Source organism: Streptomyces sp. NPDC028711 (genome assembly GCF_055565415.1).
Genome location: NZ_JBVHUJ010000004.1, coordinates 229,474 through 255,548 on the forward strand (window position 1 = coordinate 229,474; position 26,075 = coordinate 255,548).

Consider the following 26,075-nt stretch of genomic DNA (forward strand, 5'->3'; position numbering starts at 1 on the left):
CAGCGAATCCGTGATGCAGTTCCTTCTCGCGTTGATCGTCGTCGGCCCGCTCATCGGGGCCGCCGCCGCTCTCCTCCCCGCCCCGCCGGGGCTGAAGGGGACGTCACCGGACCAGGCCGTGCTCCGCCACGGCGTCACCGTCACCGGCGTGATCCTCCTCGCCGCGATCGTCCTGGTCCTCGGCTTCGACCACGACCAGCCGTCGAGGATGCAGGCCACGACGGACATCAGCTGGATCCACGCACTCGACGTGCGGATCCACCTCGGTGTCGACGGCATTTCCCTCCCCCTCCTGGTCCTGACCGCGCTCCTGAGCTTCCTCTGCGCGCTGTACAGCTACTACAAGATGCCGGCAGGCCCTTCCCCCAAGGGCTTCGTCGCGCTCCTCCTCGTCCTGGAGTCCGGCACCCTCGCCACCTTCGCCGTCCTCGACCTGGTCCTGTTCTTCCTGGCCTTCGAGATGGTCCTCATCCCGATGTACTTCCTCATCGCCCGCTGGGGCGGCGAGGGCAGGCAGGCCGCGGCCTGGAAGTTCATCCTCTACACGCTGCTCGGCTCCGTCGTCATGCTGCTCGGCCTGCTCCTCATCGGTGTGAAGGCGGGCACATTCGACATGGTGGCACTCGCCACTGACAACGGCCGTGGACTGACCACGTCCGTGCAGGTCATCGCCGTTCTCGCGATCGGGATCGGGCTCGCCGTGAAGACCCCGATGTGGCCGCTGCACAGCTGGCTCCCGGACGCCCACACCGCCGCCCCGACCGTCGGCTCGGTCCTCCTCGCCGGTGTCCTGCTCAAGATGGGTACGTACGGGTTCGTCCGGATCGTCCTGCCGATCGCCCCGGACGGGATGCGGACCTTCGCCCCGTACCTCGCCGCCTTCGCCGTCGCCGGGATCATCTACGGATCGCTCGCCTGCCTCGCCCTGGCCAGGCCCGGCAACAAGGGCGACCTCAAGCGCCTCATCGCGTACTCCTCCGTCGGCCACATGGGCTTCGTCCTCCTCGGCATCGCCACCATGACCCCCACCGGAGTCAACGGCGCCCTCTTCGCCAACGTCGCCCACGGCCTCGTCACCGGCCTGCTCTTCTTCCTGGTCGGCGCGGTCAAGGACCGGTACGGCACCGCCGACCTCGACACCCTCGCGGGTGCCACCGGGGCAGCCCTCTACGGCCGCGCCCCGCGCCTCGGCGCCCTCCTCGCCTTCGCCGCCGTCGCCTCCCTCGGCCTGCCGGGCCTCGCCGGCTTCTGGGGCGAGATGCTGGCCCTGTTCGGCGCCTTCGAACCGGCCGAGGGCCTCAGCCGCCCCGCCTTCCTCACCTTCATGGCGATCGGCGCGTTCGGCACCCTCCTCACCGCCGCGTACCTCCTCCTCGTCGTCCGCCGCGTCTGCATGGGCGGCCCCCGCCCCGCCGGGGAGACACCGATCGCCGACGTCCAGGGGTACGAGTTCGCCGCCTGGACCCCGCTCGTCGCCCTCACCGTCCTCGCCGGACTCTGGCCCGCCGTCCTCCTCGGCCTCACCGACCCGGCCGTCCAGAAGCTCCTCGCCGGAGGCACCCAGTGACGTCGTCGCTCGTCCAGTCCGTCGACTGGCTCACGATCGCGCCCCCCACCCTGACGGCCGTGGTCGCCCTCCTCGTCCTCGTCGCCGACCTGTTCGTCCCCGAGGAGCGCAAGCAGCTGCTCGGCTGGACCGCGATCGGGGGCCTCGCCGCCGCCCTCGCCCTCCTCGTCCCGCTGCGGGCCGGCGACCGCTCCACCTTCTGCCTCACCGCCGACACCCAGGTCAGGGCCTGCAGCTACACCGCCGACCACTTCACCCTCGTCATCCAGCTGCTCGTCCTCGGCGGCGCGCTCCTGACGGCGCTGCTCTCGCTCACCGAGACCCGCGAGAAGCTCCCGGCCGGCGAGTTCTGGTTCCTGCTGCTCTCCTCGGCCGCGGGCGCCGCCCTGCTTCCCGCCTCCCGCGACCTCGCGACCCTCGTCGTCGCCCTCGAAGTGGCCTCGCTGCCCGCCTTCGCGCTCGTCGGCCTCAAGCGCGGCGACCGCATGTCCGGCGAGGCGGCGCTCAAGTTCTTCCTGTCCTCGGTGACCGCGACCGCCGTCACCCTGCTCGGCGTCAGCTTCCTGTACGCGGCGACCGGCACCCTCCACCTCACGGAGCTCGCCCAGCGCCTCGACGACGTCCCCGGCCAGCTCCAGACGCTCGCCGAGGCGGGCGTGGCCCTCACCCTCGTCGGCTTCGCCTTCAAGACGGCCGCCGTCCCCTTCCACTTCTGGGTGCCCGACACCTACGTCGGCGCCCCGCTGCCCGTCGCCGCCTACCTGTCGGTGGTCGGCAAGGCCGTCGGCTTCACCGGGCTCATCCTGGTGACGGTCGTCGCGTTCCCCTCGTACGCGGACGTGTGGGGCCCGGCGCTCGCCGTCCTCGCCGCGCTCACCATGACCGCCGGCAACGTCGCCGCCCTGCGCCAGCGCTCCACGCGCGCGTGGAGCGCGGTCCGACTGCTCGCCTGGTCCTCCGTCGCCCAGGCGGGCTACCTCCTGGTGCCGATCGCGGCCGCCGCGTACTCCAGCGACGACCAGATCGGCGCCACCGTCGCGTACGCCCTGATGTACGCCGTCGTGAACCTCGGCGCGTTCGCGGTCGTCGCGCTCGTCGCCCGCAACCACCCGCGGAACCGGATCGCGGACTTCCGGGGCCTCTACGCGTCGAACCCCGCCGCCGCCCTCGCGCTCGCCTTCTTCCTCCTGAATCTGGCCGGTTTGCCCCCGGGTATCATCGGCCTCTTCGCCAAGGTGACCGTCTTCTCGTCGGCCGTCGACGCGGGCCTGGGCTGGCTTGCCGTGATCATGGGCGTCAACGTCGTGATCGCGCTGTACTACTACCTGCGCTGGACGGCTCTGCTGTTCCGGGCGCCGGAAGGGGCGGTCCGGAAGGCCCCCCACAGGGCTCCCGCGCCGATCACCCTGGCGATCGCGCTGACCGCCGTCGCCGGAGCCGTCCTGTCGGGCTACCCGCAGTTCGCCCTCCGCTTCGCCACGGACAGCCTCTTCTGACCCCCCACGAGCAGAACGCAGGAGCAACACCCCGTGCTGAACGGATTCAAGGACTTCATACTTCGCGGGAACGTCATCTCGATGGCCATCGGTCTGGCCGTCGGAACGGCGTTCACGGCCGTCGTCACGGGCTTCAGCAAGGCCTTCATCACCCCGCTCATCGGGCTCGCCACCGGCTCCGTCGGTGACTTCAGCGAGGCGAGGTTCAGTGTCGGCAAGACCGTCTTCCCCTACGGCCTCGCCATCTCCGCCGCCATCGCCTTCGTCATCACCGCCGCCGTCCTCTACTTCCTGATCGTCGCGCCGCTGGCCAAGGTCCAGGAGAGGTTCGCGAAGGAGGAGGCGGCCGACCCCAAGTCCGAGAAGCGCGACTGCCCCCGCTGCTTCACGGAGATCCCGGCCGTCGCCTCCCGCTGCGCCCACTGCACCAGCGAGGTCGAGCCCGTCCCCACCAGCCTGGAGAAGCTGGCCGTCCCCGCTCCCCGCTGATCACCCGAACGGCTCACACGCCCCCCGGTGCGGCCGGGGGAACCCGAACCTGCCGCCTGGCGTTGACCAGTACGGAAGGGTCCACTGGACATGGGGGTCCCTCCCGGACGAAGTCCGGGGGAGGACGACCACGAAGCAAAGGGTTCCCCTGCCGCACCACTTGGAGGGCGTACCGTGCACCGCCGGCACAACGGGCTGAGGACCGCCGTACTCCTCGGAGGGCTCTCGGCCCTCATCATCGTCATCGGCAGCTTCTTCGGGCGTACGGGGCTGATCGTCGCGCTCGTCGTGGCGCTCGGCACCAACGCGTACGCGTACTGGAACAGCGACAAGCTGGCGCTCCGGGCCATGCGGGCCCGCCCGGTCAGCGAGTTCGAGGCGCCCGCGCTCTACAGGATGGTGCGGGAGCTCTCCACGCAGGCGCGCCAGCCCATGCCACGGCTCTACATCTCGCCGACGCAGGCGCCCAACGCCTTCGCGACCGGCCGGAACCCGCGCAACGCCGCTGTCTGCTGCACCGAGGGCATCCTCGCGATCCTCGACGAGAGAGAGCTGCGCGGGGTCATCGGCCATGAGCTGAGCCACGTCTACAACCGGGACATCCTCATCTCCTCGGTCGCCGGAGCGCTCGCCTCCGTGATCCTTTTCCTGGTCAACTTCGCCTGGCTGATCCCCGTCGGCCGCTCCAGCGACGACGACGGCCCCGGACTGCTCGGCATGCTCCTGATCATGATTCTCGGCCCGGTCGCCGCCTCGGTCATCCAGCTCGCCATCTCCCGCTCCCGGGAGTACGACGCGGATGCCTCCGGCGCCCAGCTCACCGGCGACCCCCTCGCCCTGGCCAGCGCCCTGCGGAAGCTGGAGGCGGGCACCAAGCAGCTGCCGCTGCCCGCGGAGCCCAGGATCGAGACCGCGAGCCATATGATGATCGCCAACCCGTTCCGTCCCGGACAGGGCATGTCCAAGATGTTCTCCACGCATCCGCCGATGGCCGAGCGGATCGCCCGGCTCGAACAGATGGCAGGTCACCGCCCGTGAAGACGATCCTGAACGTCATTTGGCTGATCCTGTGCGGATTCTGGATGTTCCTGGGCTACATGCTCGCGGGCGTCCTGCTCTGCGTCACGATCATCGGCATCCCCTTCGGGCTCGCCGCCTTCCGCATCGGGGTCTACGCCCTGTGGCCCTTCGGGCACACGGTCGTCGACCGCCGCGACGCGGGCGCCCCCTCCTGCGTGGGCAACGTCCTGTGGCTGATCCTCGCCGGCTGGTGGCTCGCCCTCGGCCACATCACCACCGGCATCGCGCTCTGCATCACGATCATCGGCATCCCGCTCGGCATCGCGAACTTCAAGCTGATCCCGGTGTCGCTGCTGCCCCTCGGCAAGGAGATCGTCCCCACGGACCAGGCCTCCCAGGCCTACGGGTACACGGCCCGGTAGTTCAGCCCCCGGAGAGTCCTCGACCGACTCAGGGTCGAGGGGGCGCCGGCCGTCCCCGGCTGACCGCCCACGCCACCACACCGGCCGCGACGACCGCGGACCCCGCCAGGACGGACCCGAGCGGAAGCGCGAACGCGAGGGCCCCGCAGCCGGCGAGCCCGAGCACGGCGAGCGGCCGGTTCCGGCCGCCCAGGGTCCAGGCGGAGGCGTTCGCGATGCCGTAGTAGACGAGCACCCCGAAGGACGAGAAGCCGATCGCCCCCCGCACGTCCGCCGTCGCCGCGACCACGGCCACCACCACGCCCACCGCGAGCTCCGCCCGGTGCGGCACCTGGAAGCGGGGGTGCACGACGGCGAGCGCGGACGGCAGATAGCCGTCCCGGGCCATGGCCAGGGTCGTACGGGACACCCCGAGGATCAGCGAGAGCAGCGAACCGAGCGCCGCGACCGCCGCGCCCACCGTCACCACCGGGACCAGCCAGCCGGCGTCCGCCGCGCGGGCCGCGTCGGCGAGCGGGGCGGGCGACGCGGCGAGGGCCCCGGGACCGAGGACGGTGAGCACGCTCACCGCGACGAGCACATAGACGGCGAGGGCGATCCCGAGCGCCAGGGGCACCGCGCGCGGGATCGTCCGGGCCGGATCGCGGACCTCCTCGCCGAGCGTGGCGATCCGCGCGTACCCCGCGAATGCGAAGAAGAGCAAACCCGCGGCCTGGAGCACCCCGCCCGCCGTGAGCTCTCCGCCGAGGCTGGGCGCGGCTGTCCCACCGGCCCCGAGGGACACCACGGAGACGGCGGCGAGGACGGCGAGGACGAGGGCGACGATCACCCGCGTGAGCAGCGCGGACTTCTGAACTCCCCCGTAGTTGACGGCTGTCAGGGCGACCACGGCGGCCACCGCCACCGCGTGCGCGTGCCCCGGCCACACGTACGCCCCGACGGTCAGGGCCATCGCCGCGCAGGAGGCCGTCTTGCCCACCACGAAGGCCCACCCCGCCAGGTAGCCCCAGAACGAACCGAGGCATTCGCGACCGTACACATAGGTGCCGCCCGAGCTGGGGTAGCGGGCCGCGAGCCGCGCCGAGGCCATGGCGTTGCAGTACGCGACGACGGCGGCGATCCCGAGCGCCCCGAGCAGCCCGGCGCCGGATCCGGCGGCCCCGGCGGCGGGCCCGAGCGCGACGAAGATCCCGGCCCCGACCATGGCCCCGAGCCCGATCACGACCGCGTCGAAGACGCCGAGGGAGCGGCGCAGTTCCGATGTCATGCCCCGCACATTAGAGGCTGTGGCCGGTCCCCCTGAGCGTGATGTTGAGCCGCCCCCTCAGGCCGAGGGCAGGCTCGGCCGTCCCCGGGTACACCTTGGGGACCCCGTGGTGAACCCACCGTGAAGCCCCGCCGAAGACGAACAGGTCCCCGGAGGCCAGCTCGACGTCCTGGTACGGCCGCCCACGGCCCTCCTCGTTCCCGAACCGGAACACGCACCGGTCCCCGAGGCTCAGCGACACCACCGGCGCACCCGAACGCTCCTCCCGGTCCTGGTGCATGCCCATCCGCGCCCCCGGCGCGTAGAAGTTCACGAGCGCGGTGTCGGGGGCGAAACCGCCGTCGTCGCCGTACGCCTCGACGAGCGCCTCCCGGCCCAGGGCGACGAGCCGGTCGGGCAGCTCCACGCCCACCGTGTCGAGATAGCGGTACGGCACCCACTGCCGGCCCAGACACAGCGACCGCACCGACATGACACCCCCGCCGGGCAGCACGGTCCGCCGGTACGGCACCGGCCCGCGCCCCCACTCCCGGCAGGCGTCCACCAGCTCCCGCTGCCGCGCGAACGAGAGCCACCCGGGCACGTGCACGGCTCCTGGCGCGATCGTGGCCCGCTCGCGCGGGAAGAGCCCCTCGGTCACACGGAGGCCCCTGCGAGCGCCCCTTCGAGCGTCAGGAGCCGTTCCTTCCGCTCGAGCCCGGCGGCGTACCCGCGCAGACTCCCGTCGGCCCCGATCACCCGGTGACAGGGCCGCACCAGGAGCAGCGGATTGCGCCCGATCGCGGTCCCCACGGCCCGTACCCCGGCGCCGGCGGAACCGACCCGCCGGGCGATCTCCCCGTACGAGACGGTCGTGCCGTACGGGATCTCCTCCAGGGCCTCCCAGACCCGCCGCTGGAACGCGGTTCCGACGTCGGTCGCGAGCGGCAGCTCGAAGCGGTCCCGGCGCCCGGCGAAGTACTCGCCCAGCTGCCCGGCGGCATCGCCGAACGCCCCGGGCGCGAGCGTCCACCCGTCCTCGACCGCGACGGCACCCTTCTGCCCCGGCAGGGACAGCGAGCGCAGCACGGCACGGCCCCCTCCGGCGAGCTGCCCGACAAGCAGCATCTCGCCCAGGGGGCCGTCGACGTACGCGTACACGGTCATGGCTCGTTCCTCTCCCCGCACGGGTCTTCCACGTCCAGTGTGCGGGGCCCGCCGAGCCGCGGGCTGGCGGAATTCGGACACGAGCCTCGGCGCGTGAGGAAGGGTCAGCGGTAGTTCACGAACTGGATCGCGAAGTCGAAGTCCTTGCCCTTGAGCAGCGCCTGCACGGCCTGCAGGTCGTCCCGGCTCTTCGAGCTGACCCGCAGCTCGTCGCCCTGCACCTGCGCCTTGACGCCCTTGGGACCCTCGTCCCGGATGGTCTTCGCGACCTTCTTGGCGTTCTCCTGCGAGATGCCCTCGGTGACCGAGGCGGTGAGCTTGTACTCCTTGCCGGACAGCTGCGGCTCGCCCTCGACGTCCAGGGACTTGAGCGAGATCCCGCGCTTGATCAGCTTGGTCTGGAAGATGTCGAGGATCGCCATGACGCGCTCCTCGCCGTTCGCCTTCATCAGGATCTTCTCGCCCGACCACTCGATCGAGGCGTTGGTTCCCTTGAAGTCGTAACGCTGGGAGATCTCCTTCACGGCCTGGTTGAGGGCGTTGTCGACCTCCTGCCGCTCGACCTTGGACACGATGTCGAAACTGGAGTCGGCCATGACTCGTGGCTCCTTGCTCGGATGCTGTGGGGTACAGCCCAAAGCCTAGGGGGTGCACCACGGCCCCCACCGCTGATCAATCCGGTGGCGAAGCACCCCCGGGGATCAGGTATTGTTTACGTCGTTGCCACGGAACACCGCCGCAAAGCGGCTCCACGGCAGCGATCTCATGGCGATGTGCCCGAGTGGCCAATGGGAGCGGACTGTAAATCCGTCGGCTTAGCCTACCCAGGTTCGAATCCTGGCGTCGCCACGCGAAGAAGGTCCCCGGTGCGTGCACCGGGGACCTTCACTCGTTTCCCGGGAGCGCCGGGCTCCGGGTCAGTTTCCGGCCACGTCCTTCACCGCGACCGACAGCGGGGTCGAGCCCGCGATCAGTTCCAGGGTGAGGCCGGCCGTCGCCGGGGTGTCGAGGATCTCGGCCAGCGTCGCGGCCACGTCGTCGCGCGGGATCGGGCCGGGGCCCGTGCGCGCCTCCAGACGGACCATCCCCGTGCCCGCGTCGTTCGTCAGCGAACCGGGGCGCAGGATCGTCCAGTCCAGGGCCGTCCGCGCGCGGACGTCGTCGTCGGCTGCGCCCTTGGCGCGCAGATACACGTCGAAGACCTCGTCGCCCGGGTGGGACGCGTCGGCGCCCATCGACGAGACGACGACATACCGCCGTACGCGCGCGCGTACCGCCGCGTCCGCGAAGAGCACCGCCGCCGCGCGGTCCACCGTGTCCTTGCGGTCCGCGCCGCTGCCCGGGCCCGCGCCCGCCGCGAAGACGGCCGCGTCGGCACCCTGGAGGACCGCCGCGACCATCTCGACCGACGCCGACTCCAGGTCGAGGACCACGGGCTCGGCCCCCATGTCCCGCAGGTCCCCGGCCTGTTCCGGTCTGCGGATGATCCCCGCGACCTCGTGCCCGGCCGCCGAGAGCAGCCTCTCCAGGCGCAGGGCGATCTGTCCGTGTCCTCCAGCGATGACGATGCGCATACTCACGACCGTACGACGGGACCGGCCGAAGGGCTCCCCGGCTCGGGCGGACGCTCCGGACGTGTCTGGCGGGGCAGGTCGAGCGCCGCCGCCGAGTCGCAGTACTCCCGCACCGCGCTCGTCCGGGCCACCACCCGCCCCCGGTGCACCACGATCCGGCTGTACGCCAGGGACAGCACGCCCGAGAGGCGCTCGCCCCGCACCGCGAGCAGCTCCGCCGGGAAACCGGCCTCCACCCGCACCTCCGGCAGCCCCATCACGTCCCGCGCCTCCGCGCTCACCGCCCCGTACGCTTCCTCCGCCGACATCCCGCCCAGCGAGGCGAGCAGATACGCCGCCTCCAGCGGATCCCCGCGCCCCACCGGGTTGGACACGTCCCGCAGCGCCCCGCTGCCCGCCGCGACCCGCACTCCGGCCGCCCGCAGCAGCCGTACCGGCGCCGCCCCGCGCCGCTCCGTCCCGCCGCAGCCGCCCTGCGGCAGGCACACCACCGTGACCCCCGCCGCCGCCAGCTGGTCCGCCGCCCGCCGCACCGCGTCGGCGGGGAGCCCGGCGAGCCCCGCGCACGGCCCGATCGTCACCCCGGGCCGCAGCCCGCCGGCCATCGCCGCGAGCCGGGCCAGCCGGGCCGGGTCGTCCCCGTCGGTGTGCAGGTCGACCGGGACGCCGTGCTCGGCCGCCACCTCCAGGACCGCCTCGACGTATCCCGCCGGGTCGGGGTCGAGGTCCGGGCAGCCGCCGACCACCCCCGCGCCCATCTTCACGGCGTCCCGCAGCATCGCGAGACCGTCCGCACCCGCCACCCCGGTCAGTAGCCGGGGTACGGCCACGGCGGTGAGGTCCGCGAGGCCGCGCAGCGAGCGCCGGGCCTGCAGCACGGCCTCGAGCGGCCCGAGCGCGTGCACGTCGCCGATGCGCACGTGCGCGCGGAGCGCCGTCGCGCCGTGGCCGAGCTGCAGCAGCGCCGCCTCGGTGGCCCTGCGCTGGACGTCCTCGGGGGCGTACGAGACGGGCCCGGGGGAGTCGGCGGAGAGGGCGGTGTCGGCGTGGGCGTGGGGCTCGGCGGCGGCGGGCAGCAGCAGATAGCCGGCGAGATCCACACGCGCGCCCGTGGCGGTGAGGCTGCCGGCCGTGCCGACCGCCTCGATGCGGCCGCCGACGAGCCGGACGTCCACGGTCCGTCCGTCGGTGAGGCGCGCGTGGGAGAGCAGGAGCGAGGCCGAGTCGGCGGTGGTGGCGGCCCCGTCCTCGGGCGGCTGGGGCTGCTTGCTTTCGGCTGACATCGGGGCTCCTCAAGGCTCCTCAAGATCAAGATCACGAAGCGTGGGGCCGAGCCTAGGGGCGCTCACGGCGACCTTCGAGGAGGAGCGCAATAGTCGTACCGATGAGGCCACGAGTGGCGTACGGGACGCCTGGTGAGGACCGTCGCGGGGGCACCGCGAAACGGATTTGGGTGATGGGCGGGAGACCGTGTAATGTCTTCCTCGCTCGCCCCAATAGCTCAGTCGGTAGAGCGTCTCCATGGTAAGGAGAAGGTCTACGGTTCGATTCCGTATTGGGGCTCTGGTGAGAAGGAACCCGCCTTCGGGCGGGATCCAGATCATCAAAGCGGTGTAGCTCAGTCGGTAGAGCAAGCGGCTCATAATCGCTGTGTCACCGGTTCAAGTCCGGTCACCGCTACACACGGTAGCCGATTGTGGGGTCGGTCCTTCGATCGGCTACTCTTTTATGCGTTCATCCGTCCCATCCGTCCAAGGAGCACTCACGTGGCTGCCACCGACGTCCGCCCGAAGATCACGCTGGCCTGCGTGGAGTGCAAGGAGCGGAACTACATCACCAAGAAGAACCGGCGTAACAACCCGGACCGTCTTGAGATGAAGAAGCACTGCCCTCGCTGCAACTCGCACACCGCGCACCGCGAGACGCGTTAATCAGGCTCGTACACGAGGCCGTCCCCACCAGGGGGCGGCCTCGTGTCGTTTGTCGGCAACAGATCCAGGAGGTATCGAGTCCATGGCGCTCGACCAGTCCTTCGTGGGCCGGACCTATCCGCCCACCCCGCCCTACGAGGTCGGCCGCGAGAAGATCCGCGAGTTCGCCGAGGCGATCGGGGACGCCAATCCCGCGTACACCGACACCGAGGCGGCCAAGGCGCTCGGTCACCCCGATGTGATCGCCCCGCCGACCTTTGTGTTCGCCATCACGTTCAAGGCGGCCGGAGCGGTCATCGAGGACCCGCAGCTGGGTCTCGACTACAGCCGGGTCGTCCACGGCGACCAGAAGTTCGCCTACACGCGGCCCGTGCGCGCCGGGGACCGGCTCTCGGTCACCTCCACCATCGAGGCGATCAAGTCCCTCGCCGGCAACGACATCCTGGACATCCGCGGCGAGGTCCACGACGCCTCGGGCGAGCACGTCGTCACCGCCTGGACGAAGCTCGTCTCCCGCGCACCCGAGGGGGCCTGACCATGACCGCGAAGATCGCCTACGACGAGGTCGAGGTCGGCACCGAGCTGCCCGCGCAGACCTTCCCCGTGACCCGCGCCACGCTCGTCCAGTACGCGGGCGCGTCGGGGGACTTCAACCCCATCCACTGGAACGAGAAGTTCGCGGTGGAGGTCGGCCTCCCCGACGTCATCGCCCACGGCATGTTCACCATGGCCGAGGCGATCCGCGTCGTGACCGACTGGGCCGGCGACCCCGCCGCCGTCGTCGAGTACGGCGTCCGCTTCACCAAGCCCGTGATCGTCCCCAACGACGACAAGGGCGCGGTCGTGGAGGTCAGCGCCAAGGTCGCCGCCAAGCTGGACGACCAGCGGGTGCGGGTGGACATCACCGCGACCTCGGCGGGGCAGAAGGTCCTGGGCATGAGCCGGGCCGTGGTCCGCCTCGCCTGAAGCCGCTGACGGGCCTGCGTTCCGCCACGGCGGAAAGCAGGCCCGTACTCTTGAGCCCGTGCAGCTTCTCCACGACGCCCCCCTCGCCCCCCTGACCACCTTCCGGCTCGGCGGTCCCGCCGCCCGGCTCGTCACCGCCACCACCGACGACGACGTGGTCGCCGCGGTCCGCGAGGCCGATGCCGCGGGGACGCCGCTGCTCGTCATCGGCGGCGGTTCCAACCTGGTCATCGGGGACAAGGGCTTCGACGGCACCGCGCTGCGCATCGCCACCAGGGGCCTCACCCTCGACGGGACCCGCCTGGAGCTCGCCGCGGGCGAGGTCTGGACCGACGCAGTCGCCCGGACCGTCGGGGCCGGGCTCGCCGGGATCGAGTGCCTCGCCGGCATCCCCGGCTCGGCCGGTGCGACCCCGATCCAGAACGTCGGCGCCTACGGGCAGGACGTCTCCGCCACCGTGACCGAGGTCGTCGCCTACGACCGGCGCGCCGAGGAGACGGTCACCCTCACCAACGCCGAATGCGCCTTCTCCTACCGGCACAGCCTCTTCAAGGAGCACCCCGAGCGCTATGTGGTGCTGCGGGTCCGTTTCGCGCTCGAGGACGCCGACGGGATGTCGGCGCCGATCAAGTACGCCGAGACCGCGCGCGCCCTCGGGGTCGAGGCGGGGGAGCGCGTGCCGCTCGCGCAGGCCCGCGAGACCGTCCTGAGGCTGCGTGCCGGCAAGGGGATGGTCCTGGACCCCGAGGACCACGACACCTGGTCCGCCGGGTCGTTCTTCACCAACCCGATCCTCACGGCGGGGGAGTACGAGGCCTTCCTCGCGCGCGTGGCCGAGCGGCTCGGCGCCGACGTCACCCCGCCGGCCTTCCCCGCCGGCGACGGGTTCACCAAGACCTCCGCCGCCTGGCTGATCGACAGGGCCGGGTTCACCAAGGGGTACGGCTCCGGGCCCGCCCGGATCTCCACCAAGCACACGCTCGCCCTCACCAACCGGGGCGAGGCGACCACCGAGGACCTGCTCGCGCTCGCCCGCGAGGTCGTGGCGGGGGTCCGGGACGCCTTCGGTATCACCCTGGTCAACGAGCCCGTCACGGTGGGCGTCGAGCTCTAGAGCTCCGTACTAGTACGCCACTCCCACGCCCTGCCTGACCGTGGCCGGGGCGTCGATCATCGCCAGCATCGCGTGGGCCACGTCCGCGCGGGCCAGGGAGCGGCCGCGGGGCGGGGTGCCGCCGATGACCGTGCGGTAGCGGCCGGTGACCGGCCTGTCCGTCAGCTTGGGCGGGCGTACGGAGGTCCAGTCGGCGGTGCTCGCGGCGAGGTCGGACTCCATGACCCGCAGGTCGTCGTAGACGTCCTTCAGGACCGTGTTGATGATCGCCAGGACGGCCTTGTCCAGTACCGCCTGACCTGGCGGGACCGGGCCGAGCGGAGCGGCGCTGACCACCAGGAGGCGGCGCGCCTTCTCCGCCTCCATGGCCGTGAGCACCGAGCGGGTCAGCCGGGCGGCCACCCCCGCGTCCGCGCGGGACCGCGCCCCGAGGCCCGAGAGCACCGCGTCCCGGCCCCGGACGGCGCCCCGGAGCGTCTCGGGATCGGAGAGGTCGGCGCGGAGGACCGTCAGACGCTGCCCGGTCGCCGTGAGCCCCGCGGGGTTCCGTACCACCGCCGTCACCTCATGGCCCGAGGCCAACGCCTGGCCGACGATCTCCCGACCGATGCCGCCGGTCGCACCGAAGACGGTGAGCTTCATGTCGCGCCCTCCCGGGGTGGGTAAGTATTCACTCACCTCCAGGGTGGGTGGATACTCACTCACGCGTCAAGCGTCGTTGGAGGATGCATGGAACAGAAGCCGACCCGCGTACGGATCATCGACGCGGCCCGCGACCTGATGCGGACGGCGGGGCTCGCCCGCACCACCACCAAGGAGATCGCCAAGGCCGCCGGCTGCTCGGAAGCGGCGCTCTACAAGTACTTCACCAGCAAGGAAGAACTGTTCCTCACCGTCCTCAACGAGCGGCTGCCCCGGCTCGGCGGACTCCTCGGCACGCTCGCCGCCGACCCCGGCGGCCGCACCGTCGAGGAGAACCTCACCGAGGTCGCCCGGCAGGCGACCCTCTTCTACGAACAGACCTTCCCGGTCCTCGCCTCCCTCTACGCGGAACCGCAGCTCAAGCAGCGCCACGACGAGGCCATGCGCACCTACGGCAGGGGCCCCCACGAGCCCATCGAAGGCCTCTCCGCCTATCTGCGCGCCGAGCAGCGGCACGGCCGCCTCGCCGCCGACGCCGACCCGATGGCCGCCGCCTCCCTGCTCCTCGGCGCCTGCGCCCAGCGCGCCTTCGCCTGGGAGGCGACCCCGGACCGCCGGCCGCCGGACTCCGTCGACGACTTCGCGCGCGCGCTCGCCCGCACGCTGCTCAGGGGGCTCAGCCGGTGAGCCAGTCGTCGATCCCCGCGAGCAGCTTCGACCGGACGCCCTCGGGGGCCGCCGAGCCCCGCACCGACTGGCGGGCCAGCTCCGCGAGCTCCGCGTCCGTGAACCCGTGGTGCCGGCGGGCGATCTCGTACTGAGCCGCGAGCCGCGAGCCGAAGAGCAGCGGGTCGTCCGCGCCGAGCGCCATCGGCACCCCCGCGTCGAAGAGCGTCCGCAGCGGTACGTCCTCGTGCTTCTCGTACACCCCGAGCGCCACGTTGGACGCCGGGCAGACCTCGCAGGTCACCCCCCGCTCCGCGAGCTTCCGAAGGAGCCGCGGGTCCTCCGCCGCCCGCACGCCGTGACCGATCCGCGCCGCCCGCAGATCGTCCAGGCAGTCCCGTACCGACGCGGGACCCGTCAGCTCGCCGCCGTGCGGGGCCGCGAGGAGGCCTCCGTCCCGGGCGATGGCGAAGGCCCGGTCGAAGTCACGGGCCAGGCCCCGCCGCTCGTCGTTGGAGAGCCCGAAGCCGACCACCCCCCGGTCCGCGAACCGCACGGCGAGCCGGGCGAGCGTACGCGCCTCCAGGGGGTGCTTCATGCGGTTCGCCGCGACGAGCACCCGCATCCCGAGCCCGGTCTCCCGGGAGGCCGAGTCGACGGCGTCCAGGATGATCTCCAGAGCCGGGATGAGCCCGCCGAGATGCGGCGCGTACGAGGTGGGGTCCACCTGGATCTCCAGCCACCCCGAGCCGTCCCTGACGTCCTCCTCGGCCGCCTCCCGCACCAGCCGCCGGATGTCCTCGGGCGAGCGCAGGCAGGAGCGCGCGATGTCGTAGAGCCGCTGGAAGCGGAACCAGCCGCGCTCGTCGGTCGCCCGCAGCTTGGGAGGCGTACCGCGCTTAAGCGCCTCGGGTAGGTGCACGCCGTACTTGTCGGCCAGCTCGATGAGCGTCGTGGGCCGCATCGAACCGGTGAAGTGCAGGTGCAGATGGGCCTTGGGCAGCAGGGTGAGATCGCGGTGTACGTGCTCCATCGACCGATCCTGCCGCACCCGAACGGGCGAGGACACCCCGTTTCCACGATCGGGGCCTCGCTAGAACGCAGAAACGGGCCCCCGGTCCCGAAGAACCGGAGGCCCGCAGAGGAGGGAGCGGATCAGACGGTCGCCTCCGCGAGCAGCTTCTGCATCCGGGACACGCCCTCCACCAGGTCCTCGTCACCCAGCGCGTACGACAGCCGCAGGTAGCCCGGCGTGCCGAAGGCCTCGCCCGGGACGACCGCGACCTCGGCCTCGTCCAGGATCAGCGCCGCGAGCTCGACCGAGGTCTGCGGACGCCTGCCGCGGATCTCCTTGCCGAGCAGCGCCTTCACCGACGGGTACACGTAGAACGCGCCCTCCGGGGTCGGGCAGAGAACGCCCTCGATCTCGTTGAGCATCCGCACGATCGTCTGGCGGCGCCGGTCGAAGGCGCGCCCCATCTCGGCGACCGCGTCCAGGTTGCCCGACACGGCGGCGAGCGCGGCCATCTGCGCCACGTTGCTCACGTTCGACGTGGCGTGCGACTGCAGGTTGGTCGCGGCCTTCACCACGTCCTTCGGGCCGATGATCCATCCCACGCGCCAGCCGGTCATCGCGTACGTCTTGGCGACACCGTTGACGACGATGCACTTGTCGCGCAGCTCCGGCATGACCGCCGGCAGGGAGACCGCGGACGCGTCGCCGTAGACCAGGTGCTCGTAGATCTCGTCCGTGAGGACCCACAGACCGTGCTCGACGGCCCAGCGGCCGATCGCCTCGGTCTCGGCCTCGCTGTAGACGGCGCCGGTCGGGTTCGACGGGGAGACGAAGAGGACGACCTTCGTCTTCTCCGTACGGGCCGCCTCCAGCTGCTCCACCGAGACCCGGTAGCCGGTGGTCTCGTCGGCCACGACCTCCACGGGGACACCGCCCGCGAGGCGGATCGACTCGGGGTACGTCGTCCAGTACGGCGCCGGGACGATGACCTCGTCGCCCGGGTCGAGGATCGCGGCGAAGGCCTCGTAGATCGCCTGCTTGCCGCCGTTGGTCACCAGGATCTGCGAGGCGTCGACCTCGTAGCCCGAGTCGCGCAGCGTCTTGGCGGCGATGGCGGCCTTCAGCTCGGGCAGGCCGCCGGCCGGCGTGTAGCGGTGGAACTTCGGGTTCTTGCAGGCCTCGACGGCCGCGTCGACGATGTAGTCCGGAGTCGGGAAGTCGGGCTCACCGGCGCCGAAACCGATCACCGGGCGCCCGGCGGCCTTGAGAGCCTTGGCCTTGGCGTCGACGGCGAGGGTGGCGGACTCGGAGATCGCACCGATCCGGGCGGAGACCCGACGCTCGGTGGGAGGGGTAGCAGCGCTCATACGGCCCATCGTCCCAGACCGCTTCAGGGCCCGATACACAGGTTTCACGGACCGGACAGGAACGGTCAATCCCGGTCGTACGCGCGTCCGACGGCAGGTCGCTCGTGGTTTCTGTTCGACGCGGAGCCCTCTGACCACGTATGCTCACTGCTCGTTGGCCCGCACCGACCACATCTCACGATGCGGTAGGTTGGGGGACACCAACAAAGGGTCGTAGCTCAATTGGTAGAGCACCGGTCTCCAAAACCGGCGGTTGGGGGTTCAAGTCCCTCCGGCCCTGCTACACACACCGCCAGGTGTTGTGCGCATGTACGTACTTCATTGCACCGCCGTGCGGCTCCACCCGGGCGCGGCACGGCCGACCCGGAATCAGGTGAGAGATCGTGACGGACGCCGTAGGCTCCATCGACATGCCTGATGCCGATGACGAGGCCTCCGAGTCTAAGAAGAAGTCCCGCAAGGGCGGCAAGCGAGGCAAGAAGGGCCCCCTGGGCCGTCTCGCCCTCTTCTACCGTCAGATCGTCGCGGAGCTCCGCAAGGTCGTCTGGCCCACGCGCAGCCAGCTCTCGACGTACACCACTGTGGTGATCATCTTCGTCGTCATCATGATCGGCCTGGTCACCGTGATTGACTATGGCTTCCAGGAAGCAGTCAAGTACGTCTTCGGCTGACTTTTTGTTCCACCCCATCTGTATCGCAGGAAGAAGCAGCCACCGTGTCTGACGCGAACCTGAACGACGCCTTCGAGTCCGAGTCCGTCGAGGACGAGCTGGACATCGTCGAGGCGGCCGACGAGGACCAGGCCGACGCTGCTGACGACGTTGCCGGCGAGGCCGCCGAGGAAGCCGCTCTCCACGTCGAGGAAGAGGACGGGGACGAGCCGGAGATCGACGAGGACGTCGACGCCGCCGAGGGCGACGAGGACGAGACCGTCGAGGCCGACGAGGCCGAGTCCGAGGACGAGGACGCCGAGGAAGAGACCGAGGAGGAGGCCGAGCCGGCCGCCCCGGTCGACCCGGTCGCCGCGCTCCGCGAGGAGCTGCGCACCCTCCCCGGCGAGTGGTACGTCATCCACACCTACGCGGGCTACGAGAAGCGCGTGAAGGCCAACCTCGAGCAGCGTGCCGTCTCGCTCAACGTCGAGGACTTCATCTACCAGGCCGAGGTCCCCGAGGAAGAGATCGTCCAGATCAAGGGCGGCGAGCGGAAGAACGTCAAGCAGAACAAGCTTCCCGGCTACGTTCTCGTCCGCATGGACCTGACGAACGAGTCCTGGGGCGTCGTCCGCAACACCCCCGGCGTCACCGGCTTCGTGGGCAACGCCTACGACCCGTACCCGCTGACCCTGGACGAGATCGTCAAGATGCTCGCCCCGGAGGCCGAGGAGAAGGCCGCCCGCGAGGCCGCCGAGGCCGAGGGCAAGCCGGCTCCGGCCCGCAAGCTGGAGGTCCAGGTCCTGGACTTCGAGGTCGGCGACTCGGTCACGGTCACGGACGGTCCCTTCGCGACCCTCCAGGCCACGATCAACGAGATCAACCCCGACTCGAAGAAGGTCAAGGGCCTCGTCGAGATCTTCGGTCGCGAGACCCCGGTCGAGCTCAGCTTCGACCAGATCCAGAAGAACTGATCCCACAGATTTCCGACCAGGTCAGAGTGGCTCTCACAGCCGCTCTGACCTGCTCGGTTTTTAGCCGCGCGTGTATACCCGTTATCGTTGTGCGGTATGCCTCCATCCGGATGACCGGATGGCGGGCTGAACACTCTCACTAGGACCCGGAGAGAGCAATGCCTCCCAAGAAGAAGAAGGTCACGGGGCTTATCAAGCTCCAGATCAACGCCGGTGCGGCGAACCCGGCCCCGCCGGTCGGCCCCGCGCTCGGTCAGCACGGCGTCAACATCATGGAGTTCTGCAAGGCCTACAACGCCGCGACCGAGTCGCAGCGTGGCATGGTCGTGCCGGTGGAGATCACGGTCTACGAGGACCGTTCCTTCACCTTCATCACGAAGACTCCGCCGGCCGCCAAGCTCATCCTCAAGGCCGCGGGTGTGGACAAGGGCTCCGGCGAGCCGCACAAGACCAAGGTTGCCAAGCTCACGGCCGCCCAGGTCCGCGAGATCGCCACGGTCAAGCTCCCCGACCTGAACGCCAACGACCTGGACGCCGCGTCCAAGATCATCGCTGGCACCGCCCGCTCCATGGGCATCACGGTCGAGGGCTGAACAGCCCCGTTGGACCACGCGGCGGTAGCCGCATGATCAACACAGAGTGGTAGGGCCGGCGCGGCCCGCACCACGACTCCATACCTGAACCAACAGGAGAAGCAGTGAAGCGCAGCAAGGCTCTCCGCAGCGCGGACGCCAAGATCGACCGCGAGCGGAACTACGCTCCTCTCGAGGCCGTCCGCCTCGCGAAGGACACCGCCACCACGAAGTTCGACGGCACCGTCGAGGTCGCCTTCCGCCTGGGTGTCGACCCGCGCAAGGCCGACCAGATGGTCCGCGGCACCGTGAACCTCCCGCACGGCACCGGTAAGACCGCCCGGGTCCTGGTCTTCGCGACCGGTGACCGTGCCGAGGCCGCGATCGCCGCCGGCGCCGACATCGTCGGTTCCGACGAGCTCATCGACGAGATCTCCAAGGGCAACCGCCTGAACGAGTTCGACGCCGTGGTGGCCACCCCGGACCTCATGGGCAAGGTCGGCCGCCTCGGCCGCGTCCTCGGCCCGCGTGGTCTCATGCCGAACCCCAAGGTCGGCACCGTCACCCCCGATGTCGCGAAGGCTGTCAACGACATCAAGGGCGGCAAGATCGAGTTCCGCGTCGACAAGCACTCGAACCTGCACTTCATCATCGGCAAGGTCTCCTTCGACGAGACGAAGCTGGTCGAGAACTACGCCGCGGCTCTGGAGGAGATCCTCCGTCTGAAGCCGTCCGCCGCCAAGGGCCGCTACATCAAGAAGGCGACCCTGACGACGACGATGGGCCCCGGCATCCCGCTGGACTCCAACCGCACCCGCAACCTCCTCGTCGAGGAGGACCCGGCCGCGGTCTGAACCCGACGGGTTCACTGAGTGGTCAGCCGGCCCCGCACCTCTCCGGAGGTGCGGGGCCGGCTTTCTTGTTACGGTCCCAAAGATCGTTGAGACGCTGATCAGAGGGTGGGGCAGAGAGATGAGCAGGTCCGCCGGTAAGCGCGCGGCCGTCCTCCTGACGGCCATGGCCGTCGTGGCGGGACTCACGGGATGCCAGGACGGCGACGGAGGCGCGAAGCCCGCCGCCTCCGCGGCCGCGACGCCCGGGACGCAGAGCCGGGAAGAGGCCGCGAAGGCCGTACGGGCCGCGTACGCCAAGACCTCGGAGGCCAAGAGCGCCAAGGTCGAGATGCGCCTCAATGTGGGCAGTGACAAGGCGCCCGGCGGCAGCACGTTCACCGGTGTCCAGGCATGGGGTCCCCCGGGCGCCGACCTGAAGGTCTTCGACTCGTCGTATCTGGCCGACATCCCCGGCGCACCCGTCGAGACGCGCGTGATCACGGCGGACGGGACCACCTACGTGGACCTGGGCACGGGCCTGGCCGCGCAGACGGGCGGCAAGCGCTGGCTGAAGGTGGAGGCCGAGGGCGCCGCCGCCGGGGACGAGCTGATGCTCCAGCTGACCGGCGGCCTGGCCGCCGTGAACATGGACCTGCCCAAGGAGCTCGGCCTCCTCGCGGGGTCGTCGGCGGTCAAGCACCTCGGACCCGCGAAGGGCGGCGACACCGAGGCGGAGAGGTACCAGGGCGAGCTCCCCGGAGGGAAGCTCATGGAGGTCTGGATCGGCGCGGACGGCTATCCGGTGAAGAGCGTCGTTCACGCGGAGGCCGACGGAGTCACGACGTCACTCACCACGAAGTACTCCGCCTACGGCGCCAAAGCCGCCTCCCAGGCCCCGCCCGCCAAGGACACCGTCGACGTCATGGAACTGCTCAAGGACCTCGGGCAGGGCTGATTTGCCCCGGGCCGACCCGGTCGCGTACTCTTCGGGAGAAGCCAAAGACCGCTGGTCGTTGCCGCGCCTCAGGGTGCGGTGGCCGAAGGATTCGCTGAGACGCGAACGACCCGCGCAGGTGATTGTGGATGAGTTCCCGGATCTTCGTGATGCGGTTGAGCTGAGCCCCGAGCGCCTGCGCCGGGGCGTTTTGTTTTGTCAGCCCCTTCTGAGCGGTCCTCATCACCCGGAAGGAGGCCGACGCTCTATGGCAAGGCCCGACAAGGCTGCCGCGGTAGCCGAGCTTGAGGACAAGTTCCGCAGCTCGAACGCCGTTGTGCTGACCTCGTACACGGGGCTCACCGTGGCGCAGCTCAAGACGCTGCGTCGTTCGCTCGGTGAGAACGCCCAGTACGCCGTGGTGAAGAACACGCTGACCAAGATTGCGGCCAACCAGGCCGGGATCGCCGCGCTGGACGACCAGCTCGCTGGTTCGACCGCGGTCGCCTTCGTCACCGGTGACCCGGTGGAGTCGGCGAAGGCTCTGCGTGACTTCGCCAAGGAGAACCCGAACCTCGTCATCAAGGGCGGTGTCCTTGATGGCAAGGCGCTGTCCGCCGACGAGTTCAAGAAGCTCGCGGACCTCGAGTCCCGCGAGGTTCTGCTCAGCAAGCTGGCCGGCGCGTTCAAGGGCAAGCAGTCTCAGGCTGCCTCGCTCTTCCAGGCGCTGCCGTCGAAGTTCGTCCGCACCGCGGAGGCGCTTCGCGTCAAGCTCGCCGAGCAGGGCGGTGCCGAGTAACTCGGCTCGCGCATTGACCGCCTCCCGCTAGGGGGACGGTCGCAGCGGGCCGAAAGTACGCCCGCCTCTACATACATCCGGCACCTGCCGAATTAGTGGAAGGATCGCCCATCATGGCGAAGCTCTCTCAGGACGACCTCCTCGCCCAGTTCGAGGAGATGACCCTCATCGAGCTCTCCGAGTTCGTGAAGGCCTTCGAGGAGAAGTTCGACGTCACCGCCGCCGCGGCCGTCGCCGTCGCCGGTCCGGCTGCGGGCGGCGCCCCGGCCGAGGCCGAGGCCGAGCAGGACGAGTTCGACGTCATCCTCGAGGGTGCCGGCGACAAGAAGATCCAGGTCATCAAGGTCGTGCGCGAGCTCACCTCCCTGGGCCTCAAGGAGGCCAAGGACCTCGTCGACGGCACCCCGAAGCCGGTTCTCGAGAAGGTCGCGAAGGACGTTGCCGAGAAGGCCGCCGAGTCCCTCAAGGCCGCCGGCGCCTCCGTCACGGTCAAGTAAGACCGTTTCGGCTCGCTGAGCTGACTCCTGCCCCCGTGTAACGCGGGAGCACCGAAAGGCGATCACCCTTGTGGGTGGTCGCCTTTCGGCGTTCCCCGGGAAGGGCGTGGCGGGGGCCCCGAGGGCTGCCGGAAGCGGAGTATGGTGATCTTCGCCGTGCGCCCCGCAGACCGGGGGGCCTTGACGAACCGCACGGAGCGCGCAATTCTCAGGACGCGTCGTCACAACGATCCGTTTCCGAGGCATGGATCGACGACTGAACGGGCAGTATCGAGGTGCGCCGCACGGCGCGAAGTAGCGCGGAGTTGAGAGCAACGAGGGTCGCGAATTATTCGCCCTGGACATCAGTGAGCCACTTGGCTACACTGACCCTTTGCGCTGCCTGTTAGCTGCCCCCTGCCCGTCACCAGGGGCATACCTTCGCATCAGCTTCGTGGACCGACCCCGTCTGACCTGGCCTTTCGGTCATGTCAGGAAAAGTCTGCCGTGAAGCTCTGCTGGGGACCGGTACGCGCGTAGTGAGTCCGAGCCCTCGGAAGGACCCCCTCTTGGCCGCCTCGCGCAACGCCTCGACCAATACGAACAACGGCGCAAGCACCGCCCCGCTGCGCATCTCCTTTGCAAAGATCAAGGAGCCCCTCGAGGTTCCGAACCTCCTCGCGCTGCAGACCGAGAGCTTTGACTGGCTGCTCGGCAACGCCGCCTGGAAGGCTCGCGTCGAGGCTGCCCTTGAGTCGGGACAGGACGTCCCCACGAAGTCCGGCCTGGAAGAGATCTTCGAGGAGATCTCGCCGATCGAGGACTTCTCCGGGTCGATGTCGCTGACCTTCCGCGACCACCGCTTCGAGCCGCCGAAGAACTCGATCGACGAGTGCAAGGACCGTGACTTCACGTACGGCGCCCCGCTCTTCGTCACCGCCGAGTTCACCAACAACGAGACCGGCGAGATCAAGTCCCAGACGGTCTTCATGGGCGATTTCCCGCTCATGACGAACAAGGGCACCTTCGTCATCAACGGCACCGAGCGTGTCGTGGTGTCGCAGCTGGTCCGTTCGCCGGGTGTCTACTTCGACTCCTCCATCGACAAGACGTCCGACAAGGACATCTTCTCCGCCAAGATCATCCCGTCCCGGGGTGCCTGGCTGGAGATGGAGATCGACAAGCGCGACCTGGTCGGTGTCCGCATCGACCGCAAGCGCAAGCAGTCCGTCACCGTCCTCCTCAAGGCTCTCGGCTGGACCACCGAGCAGATCCTCCAGGAGTTCGGCGAGTACGAGTCCATGCGCGCCACCCTGGAGAAGGACCACACCCAGGGCCAGGACGACGCGCTGCTCGACATCTACCGCAAGCTGCGTCCGGGCGAGCCGCCGACCCGTGAGGCCGCTCAGACGCTGCTCGAGAACCTCTACTTCAACCCGAAGCGCTACGACCTCGCCAAGGTCGGCCGCTACAAGGTGAACAAGAAGCTCGGCGCGGACGAGCCGCTGGACGCCGGCGTGCTCACGACCGATGACGTCATCGCCACGATCAAGTACCTGGTCAAGCTCCACGCGGGCGAGACCGAGACGATCGGCGAGAACGGCAACGAGATCGTCGTCGAGACCGACGACATCGACCACTTCGGCAACCGTCGTCTGCGCAACGTCGGCGAGCTCATCCAGAACCAGGTCCGCACGGGTCTGGCTCGTATGGAGCGCGTCGTGCGGGAGCGCATGACCACCCAGGACGTCGAGGCGATCACGCCGCAGACCCTGATCAACATCCGGCCGGTCGTCGCCTCCATCAAGGAGTTCTTCGGCACCAGCCAGCTGTCCCAGTTCATGGACCAGAACAACCCGCTGTCGGGTCTGACGCACAAGCGTCGTCTCTCGGCGCTGGGCCCTGGTGGTCTGTCCCGTGAGCGGGCCGGCTTCGAGGTCCGAGACGTGCACCCGTCCCACTACGGACGCATGTGCCCGATCGAGACCCCGGAAGGCCCGAACATCGGTCTGATCGGTTCGCTCGCCTCGTACGGCCGCGTCAACGCGTTCGGCTTCATCGAGACGCCGTACCGCAAGGTCATCGACGGCCAGGTCACCGACGAGGTCGACTACGTCACCGCCGACGAGGAGGACCGCTTCGTCATCGCGCAGGCCAACGCCGCGCTCAACGACGACATGCGGCTCACCGAGAACCGCGTCCTGGTGCGCAAGCGTGGCGGCGAGGTCGACTACGTCCTCCCGTCCGAGGTCGACTACATGGACGTCTCGCCGCGCCAGATGGTGTCGGTCGCGACCGCCATGATCCCGTTCCTCGAGCACGACGACGCCAACCGTGCCCTCATGGGCGCGAACATGATGCGTCAGGCGGTGCCGCTGATTAAGTCGGAGGCCCCGCTCGTCGGCACCGGCATGGAGTACCGCTGCGCCACCGACGCCGGTGACGTGCTCAAGGCCGAGAAGGACGGTGTCGTCCAGGAGCTGTCGGCCGACTACATCACGGTCGCCAACGACGACGGCACGTACATCACGTACCGCCTGCACAAGTTCTCCCGCTCCAACCAGGGCACCTCTGTGAACCAGAAGGTCGTCGTGGACGAGGGCGACCGCGTCATCGAGGGCCAGGTCCTCGCCGACGGTCCCGCCACCGAAGACGGCGAGATGGCGCTCGGCAAGAACCTGCTCGTGGCGTTCATGCCGTGGGAGGGTCACAACTACGAGGACGCGATCATCCTGTCGCAGCGCCTCGTGCAGGACGACGTCCTCTCCTCGATCCACATCGAGGAGCACGAGGTCGACGCCCGTGACACCAAGCTCGGCCCGGAGGAGATCACCCGGGACATCCCGAACGTCTCCGAGGAGGTCCTCGCCGACCTCGACGAGCGCGGCATCATCCGCATCGGTGCCGAGGTCGTCGCCGGCGACATCCTCGTCGGCAAGGTCACGCCCAAGGGTGAGACCGAGCTGACGCCGGAGGAGCGCCTGCTCCGCGCGATCTTCGGTGAGAAGGCCCGTGAGGTCCGTGACACCTCGCTGAAGGTGCCGCACGGCGAGATCGGCAAGATCATCGGCGTCCGCGTCTTCGACCGCGAGGAGGGCGACGAGCTTCCCCCGGGCGTGAACCAGCTGGTCCGCGTCTACGTCGCCCAGAAGCGCAAGATCACCGATGGTGACAAGCTCGCCGGCCGTCACGGCAACAAGGGCGTCATCTCGAAGATCCTCCCGATCGAGGACATGCCGTTCCTCGAGGACGGCACCCCGGTCGACATCATCCTCAACCCGCTGGGTGTCCCGTCCCGAATGAACCCGGGACAGGTCCTGGAGATCCACCTCGGCTGGCTCGCCAGCCGTGGCTGGGACGTCTCCGGCCTCGCGGACGAGTGGGCGCAGCGCCTCCAGGCGATCGGCGCCGACCAGGTCGCCCCGGGCACCAACGTCGCCACCCCCGTCTTCGACGGTGCGCGTGAGGACGAGCTCGCGGGTCTGCTGAACCACACCATCCCGAACCGCGACGGCGAGCGCATGGTGCTCCCGACCGGTAAGGCGAGGCTGTTCGACGGCCGCTCCGGCGAGCCGTTCCCCGACCCGGTCTCGGTCGGCTACATGTACATCCTCAAGCTGCACCACCTGGTCGACGACAAGCTCCACGCTCGTTCGACCGGCCCGTACTCGATGATCACCCAGCAGCCGCTGGGTGGTAAGGCCCAGTTCGGTGGCCAGCGCTTCGGTGAGATGGAGGTGTGGGCGCTGGAGGCGTACGGCGCCGCTTACGCCCTCCAGGAGCTGCTGACGATCAAGTCCGACGACGTGACCGGCCGCGTGAAGGTCTACGAGGCCATCGTCAAGGGCGAGAACATCCCTGAGCCCGGCATCCCCGAGTCCTTCAAGGTGCTCATCAAGGAGATGCAGTCCCTGTGCCTCAACGTGGAGGTGCTGTCCTCGGACGGCATGTCCATCGAGATGCGCGACACCGACGAGGACGTCTTCCGCGCAGCGGAGGAGCTCGGCATCGACCTGTCCCGGCGCGAGCCGAGCAGCGTCGAAGAGGTCTGACGGGAGTTCGGTCGGGGACTCGGCGTAACGCCGCCGAGTCCCCGGCCGGCCCCAGGACCCCCGTATCAGACCCCAAGCCTTACAACCCTGAGAGGGATTG

At 69.8% G+C, this 26,075-nt stretch carries 26 protein-coding genes, 4 tRNA genes and 1 pseudogene; 22 read left to right on the top strand and 9 right to left on the bottom strand.

Annotated features, from left to right (window positions below):
- Positions 1-13: 13 nt before the first annotated feature.
- The 5 genes from ACZ4VK_RS15470 to ACZ4VK_RS15490 all read left to right on the top strand — a co-directional run bounded on the left by ACZ4VK_RS15470 (position 14) and on the right by ACZ4VK_RS15490 (position 4,994).
- Positions 14-1,567, top strand: a complete 1,554-nt coding sequence (locus tag ACZ4VK_RS15470) for a complex I subunit 4 family protein (RefSeq protein WP_468353286.1) — start codon at positions 14-16, stop codon at positions 1,565-1,567.
- A complete protein-coding gene (locus tag ACZ4VK_RS15475; RefSeq protein WP_468352457.1) occupies positions 1,564-3,063 on the top strand; it encodes an NADH-quinone oxidoreductase subunit N in 1,500 nt (499 codons plus the stop codon). The genes ACZ4VK_RS15470 and ACZ4VK_RS15475 overlap by 4 nt, the downstream gene beginning before the upstream one ends.
- Positions 3,064-3,096: 33 nt before the next feature.
- Positions 3,097-3,552, top strand: a complete 456-nt coding sequence (mscL, locus tag ACZ4VK_RS15480; RefSeq protein WP_468352459.1) for a large conductance mechanosensitive channel protein MscL — start codon at positions 3,097-3,099, stop codon at positions 3,550-3,552.
- A 174-nt stretch (positions 3,553-3,726) separates the two neighbouring features.
- Complete coding sequence (gene htpX, locus ACZ4VK_RS15485; protein ID WP_468352461.1) at positions 3,727-4,590, top strand: zinc metalloprotease HtpX; 864 nt, start codon at positions 3,727-3,729, stop codon at positions 4,588-4,590.
- On the top strand, positions 4,587-4,994 hold the full coding sequence (locus ACZ4VK_RS15490; protein WP_468352463.1) for a YccF domain-containing protein: 408 nt from the start codon (positions 4,587-4,589) through the stop codon (positions 4,992-4,994). Before htpX ends, ACZ4VK_RS15490 begins: the two co-directional genes overlap by 4 nt.
- Positions 4,995-5,022: 28 nt before the next feature.
- On the opposite strand, the gene ACZ4VK_RS15495 is transcribed toward ACZ4VK_RS15490, so the two are convergent.
- From ACZ4VK_RS15495 to ACZ4VK_RS15510, 4 genes are all read right to left on the bottom strand, one after another.
- Positions 5,023-6,261 carry an APC family permease gene (locus tag ACZ4VK_RS15495; RefSeq protein WP_468352465.1) on the bottom strand — a complete coding sequence of 413 codons (1,239 nt, stop codon included), beginning with the start codon at positions 6,259-6,261 and terminating at the stop codon, positions 5,023-5,025.
- A 10-nt stretch (positions 6,262-6,271) separates the two neighbouring features.
- Positions 6,272-6,901 carry an alpha-ketoglutarate-dependent dioxygenase AlkB family protein gene (locus ACZ4VK_RS15500; protein WP_468352467.1) on the bottom strand — a complete coding sequence of 210 codons (630 nt, stop codon included), beginning with the start codon at positions 6,899-6,901 and terminating at the stop codon, positions 6,272-6,274.
- Positions 6,898-7,407 (bottom strand): methylated-DNA--[protein]-cysteine S-methyltransferase, encoded by a 510-nt coding sequence (locus tag ACZ4VK_RS15505; protein ID WP_468352469.1) that lies wholly within the window; start codon positions 7,405-7,407, stop codon positions 6,898-6,900. The genes ACZ4VK_RS15500 and ACZ4VK_RS15505 overlap by 4 nt, the downstream gene beginning before the upstream one ends.
- Before the next feature lie 104 nt (positions 7,408-7,511).
- The gene (locus tag ACZ4VK_RS15510) at positions 7,512-8,003 is read right to left on the bottom strand and encodes a YajQ family cyclic di-GMP-binding protein (RefSeq protein ID WP_468352470.1); all 492 of its coding nucleotides are present in this window, start codon (positions 8,001-8,003) and stop codon (positions 7,512-7,514) included.
- 171 nt (positions 8,004-8,174) lie between these two features.
- Here ACZ4VK_RS15510 and ACZ4VK_RS15515 point away from each other — a divergent pair.
- Positions 8,175-8,256: transfer RNA gene (locus tag ACZ4VK_RS15515), tRNA-Tyr, on the top strand.
- Between the two features lie 68 nt (positions 8,257-8,324).
- Here ACZ4VK_RS15515 and ACZ4VK_RS15520 read toward each other — a convergent pair.
- Together ACZ4VK_RS15520 and ACZ4VK_RS15525 are read right to left on the bottom strand one after the other, a co-directional pair.
- Positions 8,325-8,981 carry an NAD(P)H-binding protein gene (locus ACZ4VK_RS15520; RefSeq protein WP_468352472.1) on the bottom strand — a complete coding sequence of 219 codons (657 nt, stop codon included), beginning with the start codon at positions 8,979-8,981 and terminating at the stop codon, positions 8,325-8,327.
- A 2-nt stretch (positions 8,982-8,983) separates the two neighbouring features.
- The gene (locus ACZ4VK_RS15525; RefSeq protein ID WP_468352474.1) at positions 8,984-10,264 is read right to left on the bottom strand and encodes an amidohydrolase family protein; all 1,281 of its coding nucleotides are present in this window, start codon (positions 10,262-10,264) and stop codon (positions 8,984-8,986) included.
- A gap of 207 nt (positions 10,265-10,471) precedes the next feature.
- On the opposite strand from ACZ4VK_RS15525, the gene ACZ4VK_RS15530 reads away from it, so the two are divergent.
- The 6 genes and pseudogenes from ACZ4VK_RS15530 to ACZ4VK_RS15555 all read left to right on the top strand — a co-directional run.
- Positions 10,472-10,544, top strand: a tRNA-Thr gene (locus ACZ4VK_RS15530).
- 44 nt (positions 10,545-10,588) lie between these two features.
- A tRNA-Met gene (locus ACZ4VK_RS15535) sits at positions 10,589-10,661 on the top strand.
- A gap of 86 nt (positions 10,662-10,747) precedes the next feature.
- Positions 10,748-10,912: a 50S ribosomal protein L33 gene (gene rpmG, locus ACZ4VK_RS15540; RefSeq protein ID WP_003956487.1), complete on the top strand. Its 165-nt coding sequence runs from the start codon at positions 10,748-10,750 to the stop codon at positions 10,910-10,912.
- 82 nt (positions 10,913-10,994) lie between these two features.
- Positions 10,995-11,447: a MaoC family dehydratase N-terminal domain-containing protein gene (locus tag ACZ4VK_RS15545; RefSeq protein ID WP_150161562.1), complete on the top strand. Its 453-nt coding sequence runs from the start codon at positions 10,995-10,997 to the stop codon at positions 11,445-11,447.
- 2 nt (positions 11,448-11,449) lie between these two features.
- A complete protein-coding gene (locus tag ACZ4VK_RS15550; protein ID WP_468352476.1) occupies positions 11,450-11,878 on the top strand; it encodes a MaoC family dehydratase in 429 nt (142 codons plus the stop codon).
- 43 nt (positions 11,879-11,921) lie between these two features.
- Positions 11,922-12,992 (top strand): annotated as a pseudogene (locus ACZ4VK_RS15555) (UDP-N-acetylmuramate dehydrogenase); the annotation flags it as partial.
- Between the two features lie 9 nt (positions 12,993-13,001).
- Here ACZ4VK_RS15555 and ACZ4VK_RS15560 read toward each other — a convergent pair.
- The gene (locus ACZ4VK_RS15560; protein WP_468352478.1) at positions 13,002-13,634 is read right to left on the bottom strand and encodes an NAD(P)-dependent oxidoreductase; all 633 of its coding nucleotides are present in this window, start codon (positions 13,632-13,634) and stop codon (positions 13,002-13,004) included.
- Between the two features lie 87 nt (positions 13,635-13,721).
- On the opposite strand from ACZ4VK_RS15560, the gene ACZ4VK_RS15565 reads away from it, so the two are divergent.
- Complete coding sequence (locus ACZ4VK_RS15565) at positions 13,722-14,321, top strand: TetR/AcrR family transcriptional regulator (RefSeq protein WP_468352480.1); 600 nt, start codon at positions 13,722-13,724, stop codon at positions 14,319-14,321.
- Here the strand turns inward: ACZ4VK_RS15565 and ACZ4VK_RS15570 are convergent.
- Both ACZ4VK_RS15570 and ACZ4VK_RS15575 read right to left on the bottom strand, forming a co-directional pair.
- Positions 14,311-15,333, bottom strand: a complete 1,023-nt coding sequence (locus tag ACZ4VK_RS15570; RefSeq protein ID WP_468352482.1) for an adenosine deaminase — start codon at positions 15,331-15,333, stop codon at positions 14,311-14,313. The two genes, ACZ4VK_RS15565 and ACZ4VK_RS15570, sit on opposite strands and share 11 nt — an antisense overlap.
- Positions 15,334-15,455: 122 nt before the next feature.
- Complete coding sequence (locus ACZ4VK_RS15575) at positions 15,456-16,682, bottom strand: pyridoxal phosphate-dependent aminotransferase (protein WP_468352484.1); 1,227 nt, start codon at positions 16,680-16,682, stop codon at positions 15,456-15,458.
- Positions 16,683-16,889: 207 nt separating this feature from the next.
- On the opposite strand from ACZ4VK_RS15575, the gene ACZ4VK_RS15580 reads away from it, so the two are divergent.
- The 9 genes from ACZ4VK_RS15580 to rpoB all read left to right on the top strand — a co-directional run bounded on the left by ACZ4VK_RS15580 (position 16,890) and on the right by rpoB (position 25,975).
- Positions 16,890-16,962: transfer RNA gene (locus ACZ4VK_RS15580), tRNA-Trp, on the top strand.
- 103 nt (positions 16,963-17,065) lie between these two features.
- Positions 17,066-17,353: a preprotein translocase subunit SecE gene (gene secE / locus ACZ4VK_RS15585; protein WP_351901903.1), complete on the top strand. Its 288-nt coding sequence runs from the start codon at positions 17,066-17,068 to the stop codon at positions 17,351-17,353.
- A gap of 44 nt (positions 17,354-17,397) precedes the next feature.
- Positions 17,398-18,309: a transcription termination/antitermination protein NusG gene (gene nusG / locus ACZ4VK_RS15590; protein ID WP_468352486.1), complete on the top strand. Its 912-nt coding sequence runs from the start codon at positions 17,398-17,400 to the stop codon at positions 18,307-18,309.
- Positions 18,310-18,467: 158 nt separating this feature from the next.
- A complete protein-coding gene (rplK, locus tag ACZ4VK_RS15595) occupies positions 18,468-18,902 on the top strand; it encodes a 50S ribosomal protein L11 (protein ID WP_030318720.1) in 435 nt (144 codons plus the stop codon).
- Between the two features lie 104 nt (positions 18,903-19,006).
- Positions 19,007-19,735 (top strand): 50S ribosomal protein L1, encoded by a 729-nt coding sequence (gene rplA / locus ACZ4VK_RS15600; protein ID WP_073810254.1) that lies wholly within the window; start codon positions 19,007-19,009, stop codon positions 19,733-19,735.
- A gap of 118 nt (positions 19,736-19,853) precedes the next feature.
- The gene (locus tag ACZ4VK_RS15605; RefSeq protein WP_468352489.1) at positions 19,854-20,669 is read left to right on the top strand and encodes an SCO4651 family lipoprotein; all 816 of its coding nucleotides are present in this window, start codon (positions 19,854-19,856) and stop codon (positions 20,667-20,669) included.
- 247 nt (positions 20,670-20,916) lie between these two features.
- Positions 20,917-21,447 carry a 50S ribosomal protein L10 gene (rplJ, locus tag ACZ4VK_RS15610; protein WP_360785295.1) on the top strand — a complete coding sequence of 177 codons (531 nt, stop codon included), beginning with the start codon at positions 20,917-20,919 and terminating at the stop codon, positions 21,445-21,447.
- Between the two features lie 113 nt (positions 21,448-21,560).
- Entirely contained in the window at positions 21,561-21,944 is a 384-nt protein-coding gene (rplL, locus tag ACZ4VK_RS15615; RefSeq protein WP_468352491.1) for a 50S ribosomal protein L7/L12, read from the top strand.
- Positions 21,945-22,492: 548 nt separating this feature from the next.
- Complete coding sequence (gene rpoB / locus ACZ4VK_RS15620) at positions 22,493-25,975, top strand: DNA-directed RNA polymerase subunit beta (RefSeq protein WP_384108007.1); 3,483 nt, start codon at positions 22,493-22,495, stop codon at positions 25,973-25,975.
- Positions 25,976-26,075: the final 100 nt, after the last annotated feature.

What these genes read in the sequence shown, in the direction of transcription:
- ACZ4VK_RS15525 (WP_468352474.1), bottom strand. Translation starts at nt 10,264, where the DNA reads ATGTCAGCCGAAAGCAAGCAGCCCCAGCCGCCCGAGGACGGGGCCGCC.
- ACZ4VK_RS15570 (WP_468352482.1), bottom strand. Translation starts at nt 15,333, where the DNA reads ATGGAGCACGTACACCGCGATCTCACCCTGCTGCCCAAGGCCCATCTG.
- ACZ4VK_RS15495 (WP_468352465.1), bottom strand. Translation starts at nt 6,261, where the DNA reads ATGACATCGGAACTGCGCCGCTCCCTCGGCGTCTTCGACGCGGTCGTG.
- ACZ4VK_RS15575 (WP_468352484.1), bottom strand. Translation starts at nt 16,682, where the DNA reads ATGAGCGCTGCTACCCCTCCCACCGAGCGTCGGGTCTCCGCCCGGATC.
- ACZ4VK_RS15565 (WP_468352480.1), top strand. Translation starts at nt 13,722, where the DNA reads ATGGAACAGAAGCCGACCCGCGTACGGATCATCGACGCGGCCCGCGAC.
- ACZ4VK_RS15605 (WP_468352489.1), top strand. Translation starts at nt 19,854, where the DNA reads ATGAGCAGGTCCGCCGGTAAGCGCGCGGCCGTCCTCCTGACGGCCATG.
- rplJ (WP_360785295.1), top strand. Translation starts at nt 20,917, where the DNA reads ATGGCAAGGCCCGACAAGGCTGCCGCGGTAGCCGAGCTTGAGGACAAG.
- ACZ4VK_RS15545 (WP_150161562.1), top strand. Translation starts at nt 10,995, where the DNA reads ATGGCGCTCGACCAGTCCTTCGTGGGCCGGACCTATCCGCCCACCCCG.
- ACZ4VK_RS15550 (WP_468352476.1), top strand. Translation starts at nt 11,450, where the DNA reads ATGACCGCGAAGATCGCCTACGACGAGGTCGAGGTCGGCACCGAGCTG.
- rplK (WP_030318720.1), top strand. Translation starts at nt 18,468, where the DNA reads ATGCCTCCCAAGAAGAAGAAGGTCACGGGGCTTATCAAGCTCCAGATC.
- ACZ4VK_RS15505 (WP_468352469.1), bottom strand. Translation starts at nt 7,407, where the DNA reads ATGACCGTGTACGCGTACGTCGACGGCCCCCTGGGCGAGATGCTGCTT.
- ACZ4VK_RS15470 (WP_468353286.1), top strand. Translation starts at nt 14, where the DNA reads ATGCAGTTCCTTCTCGCGTTGATCGTCGTCGGCCCGCTCATCGGGGCC.
- ACZ4VK_RS15560 (WP_468352478.1), bottom strand. Translation starts at nt 13,634, where the DNA reads ATGAAGCTCACCGTCTTCGGTGCGACCGGCGGCATCGGTCGGGAGATC.
- ACZ4VK_RS15520 (WP_468352472.1), bottom strand. Translation starts at nt 8,981, where the DNA reads ATGCGCATCGTCATCGCTGGAGGACACGGACAGATCGCCCTGCGCCTG.
- ACZ4VK_RS15510 (WP_468352470.1), bottom strand. Translation starts at nt 8,003, where the DNA reads ATGGCCGACTCCAGTTTCGACATCGTGTCCAAGGTCGAGCGGCAGGAG.
- rplL (WP_468352491.1), top strand. Translation starts at nt 21,561, where the DNA reads ATGGCGAAGCTCTCTCAGGACGACCTCCTCGCCCAGTTCGAGGAGATG.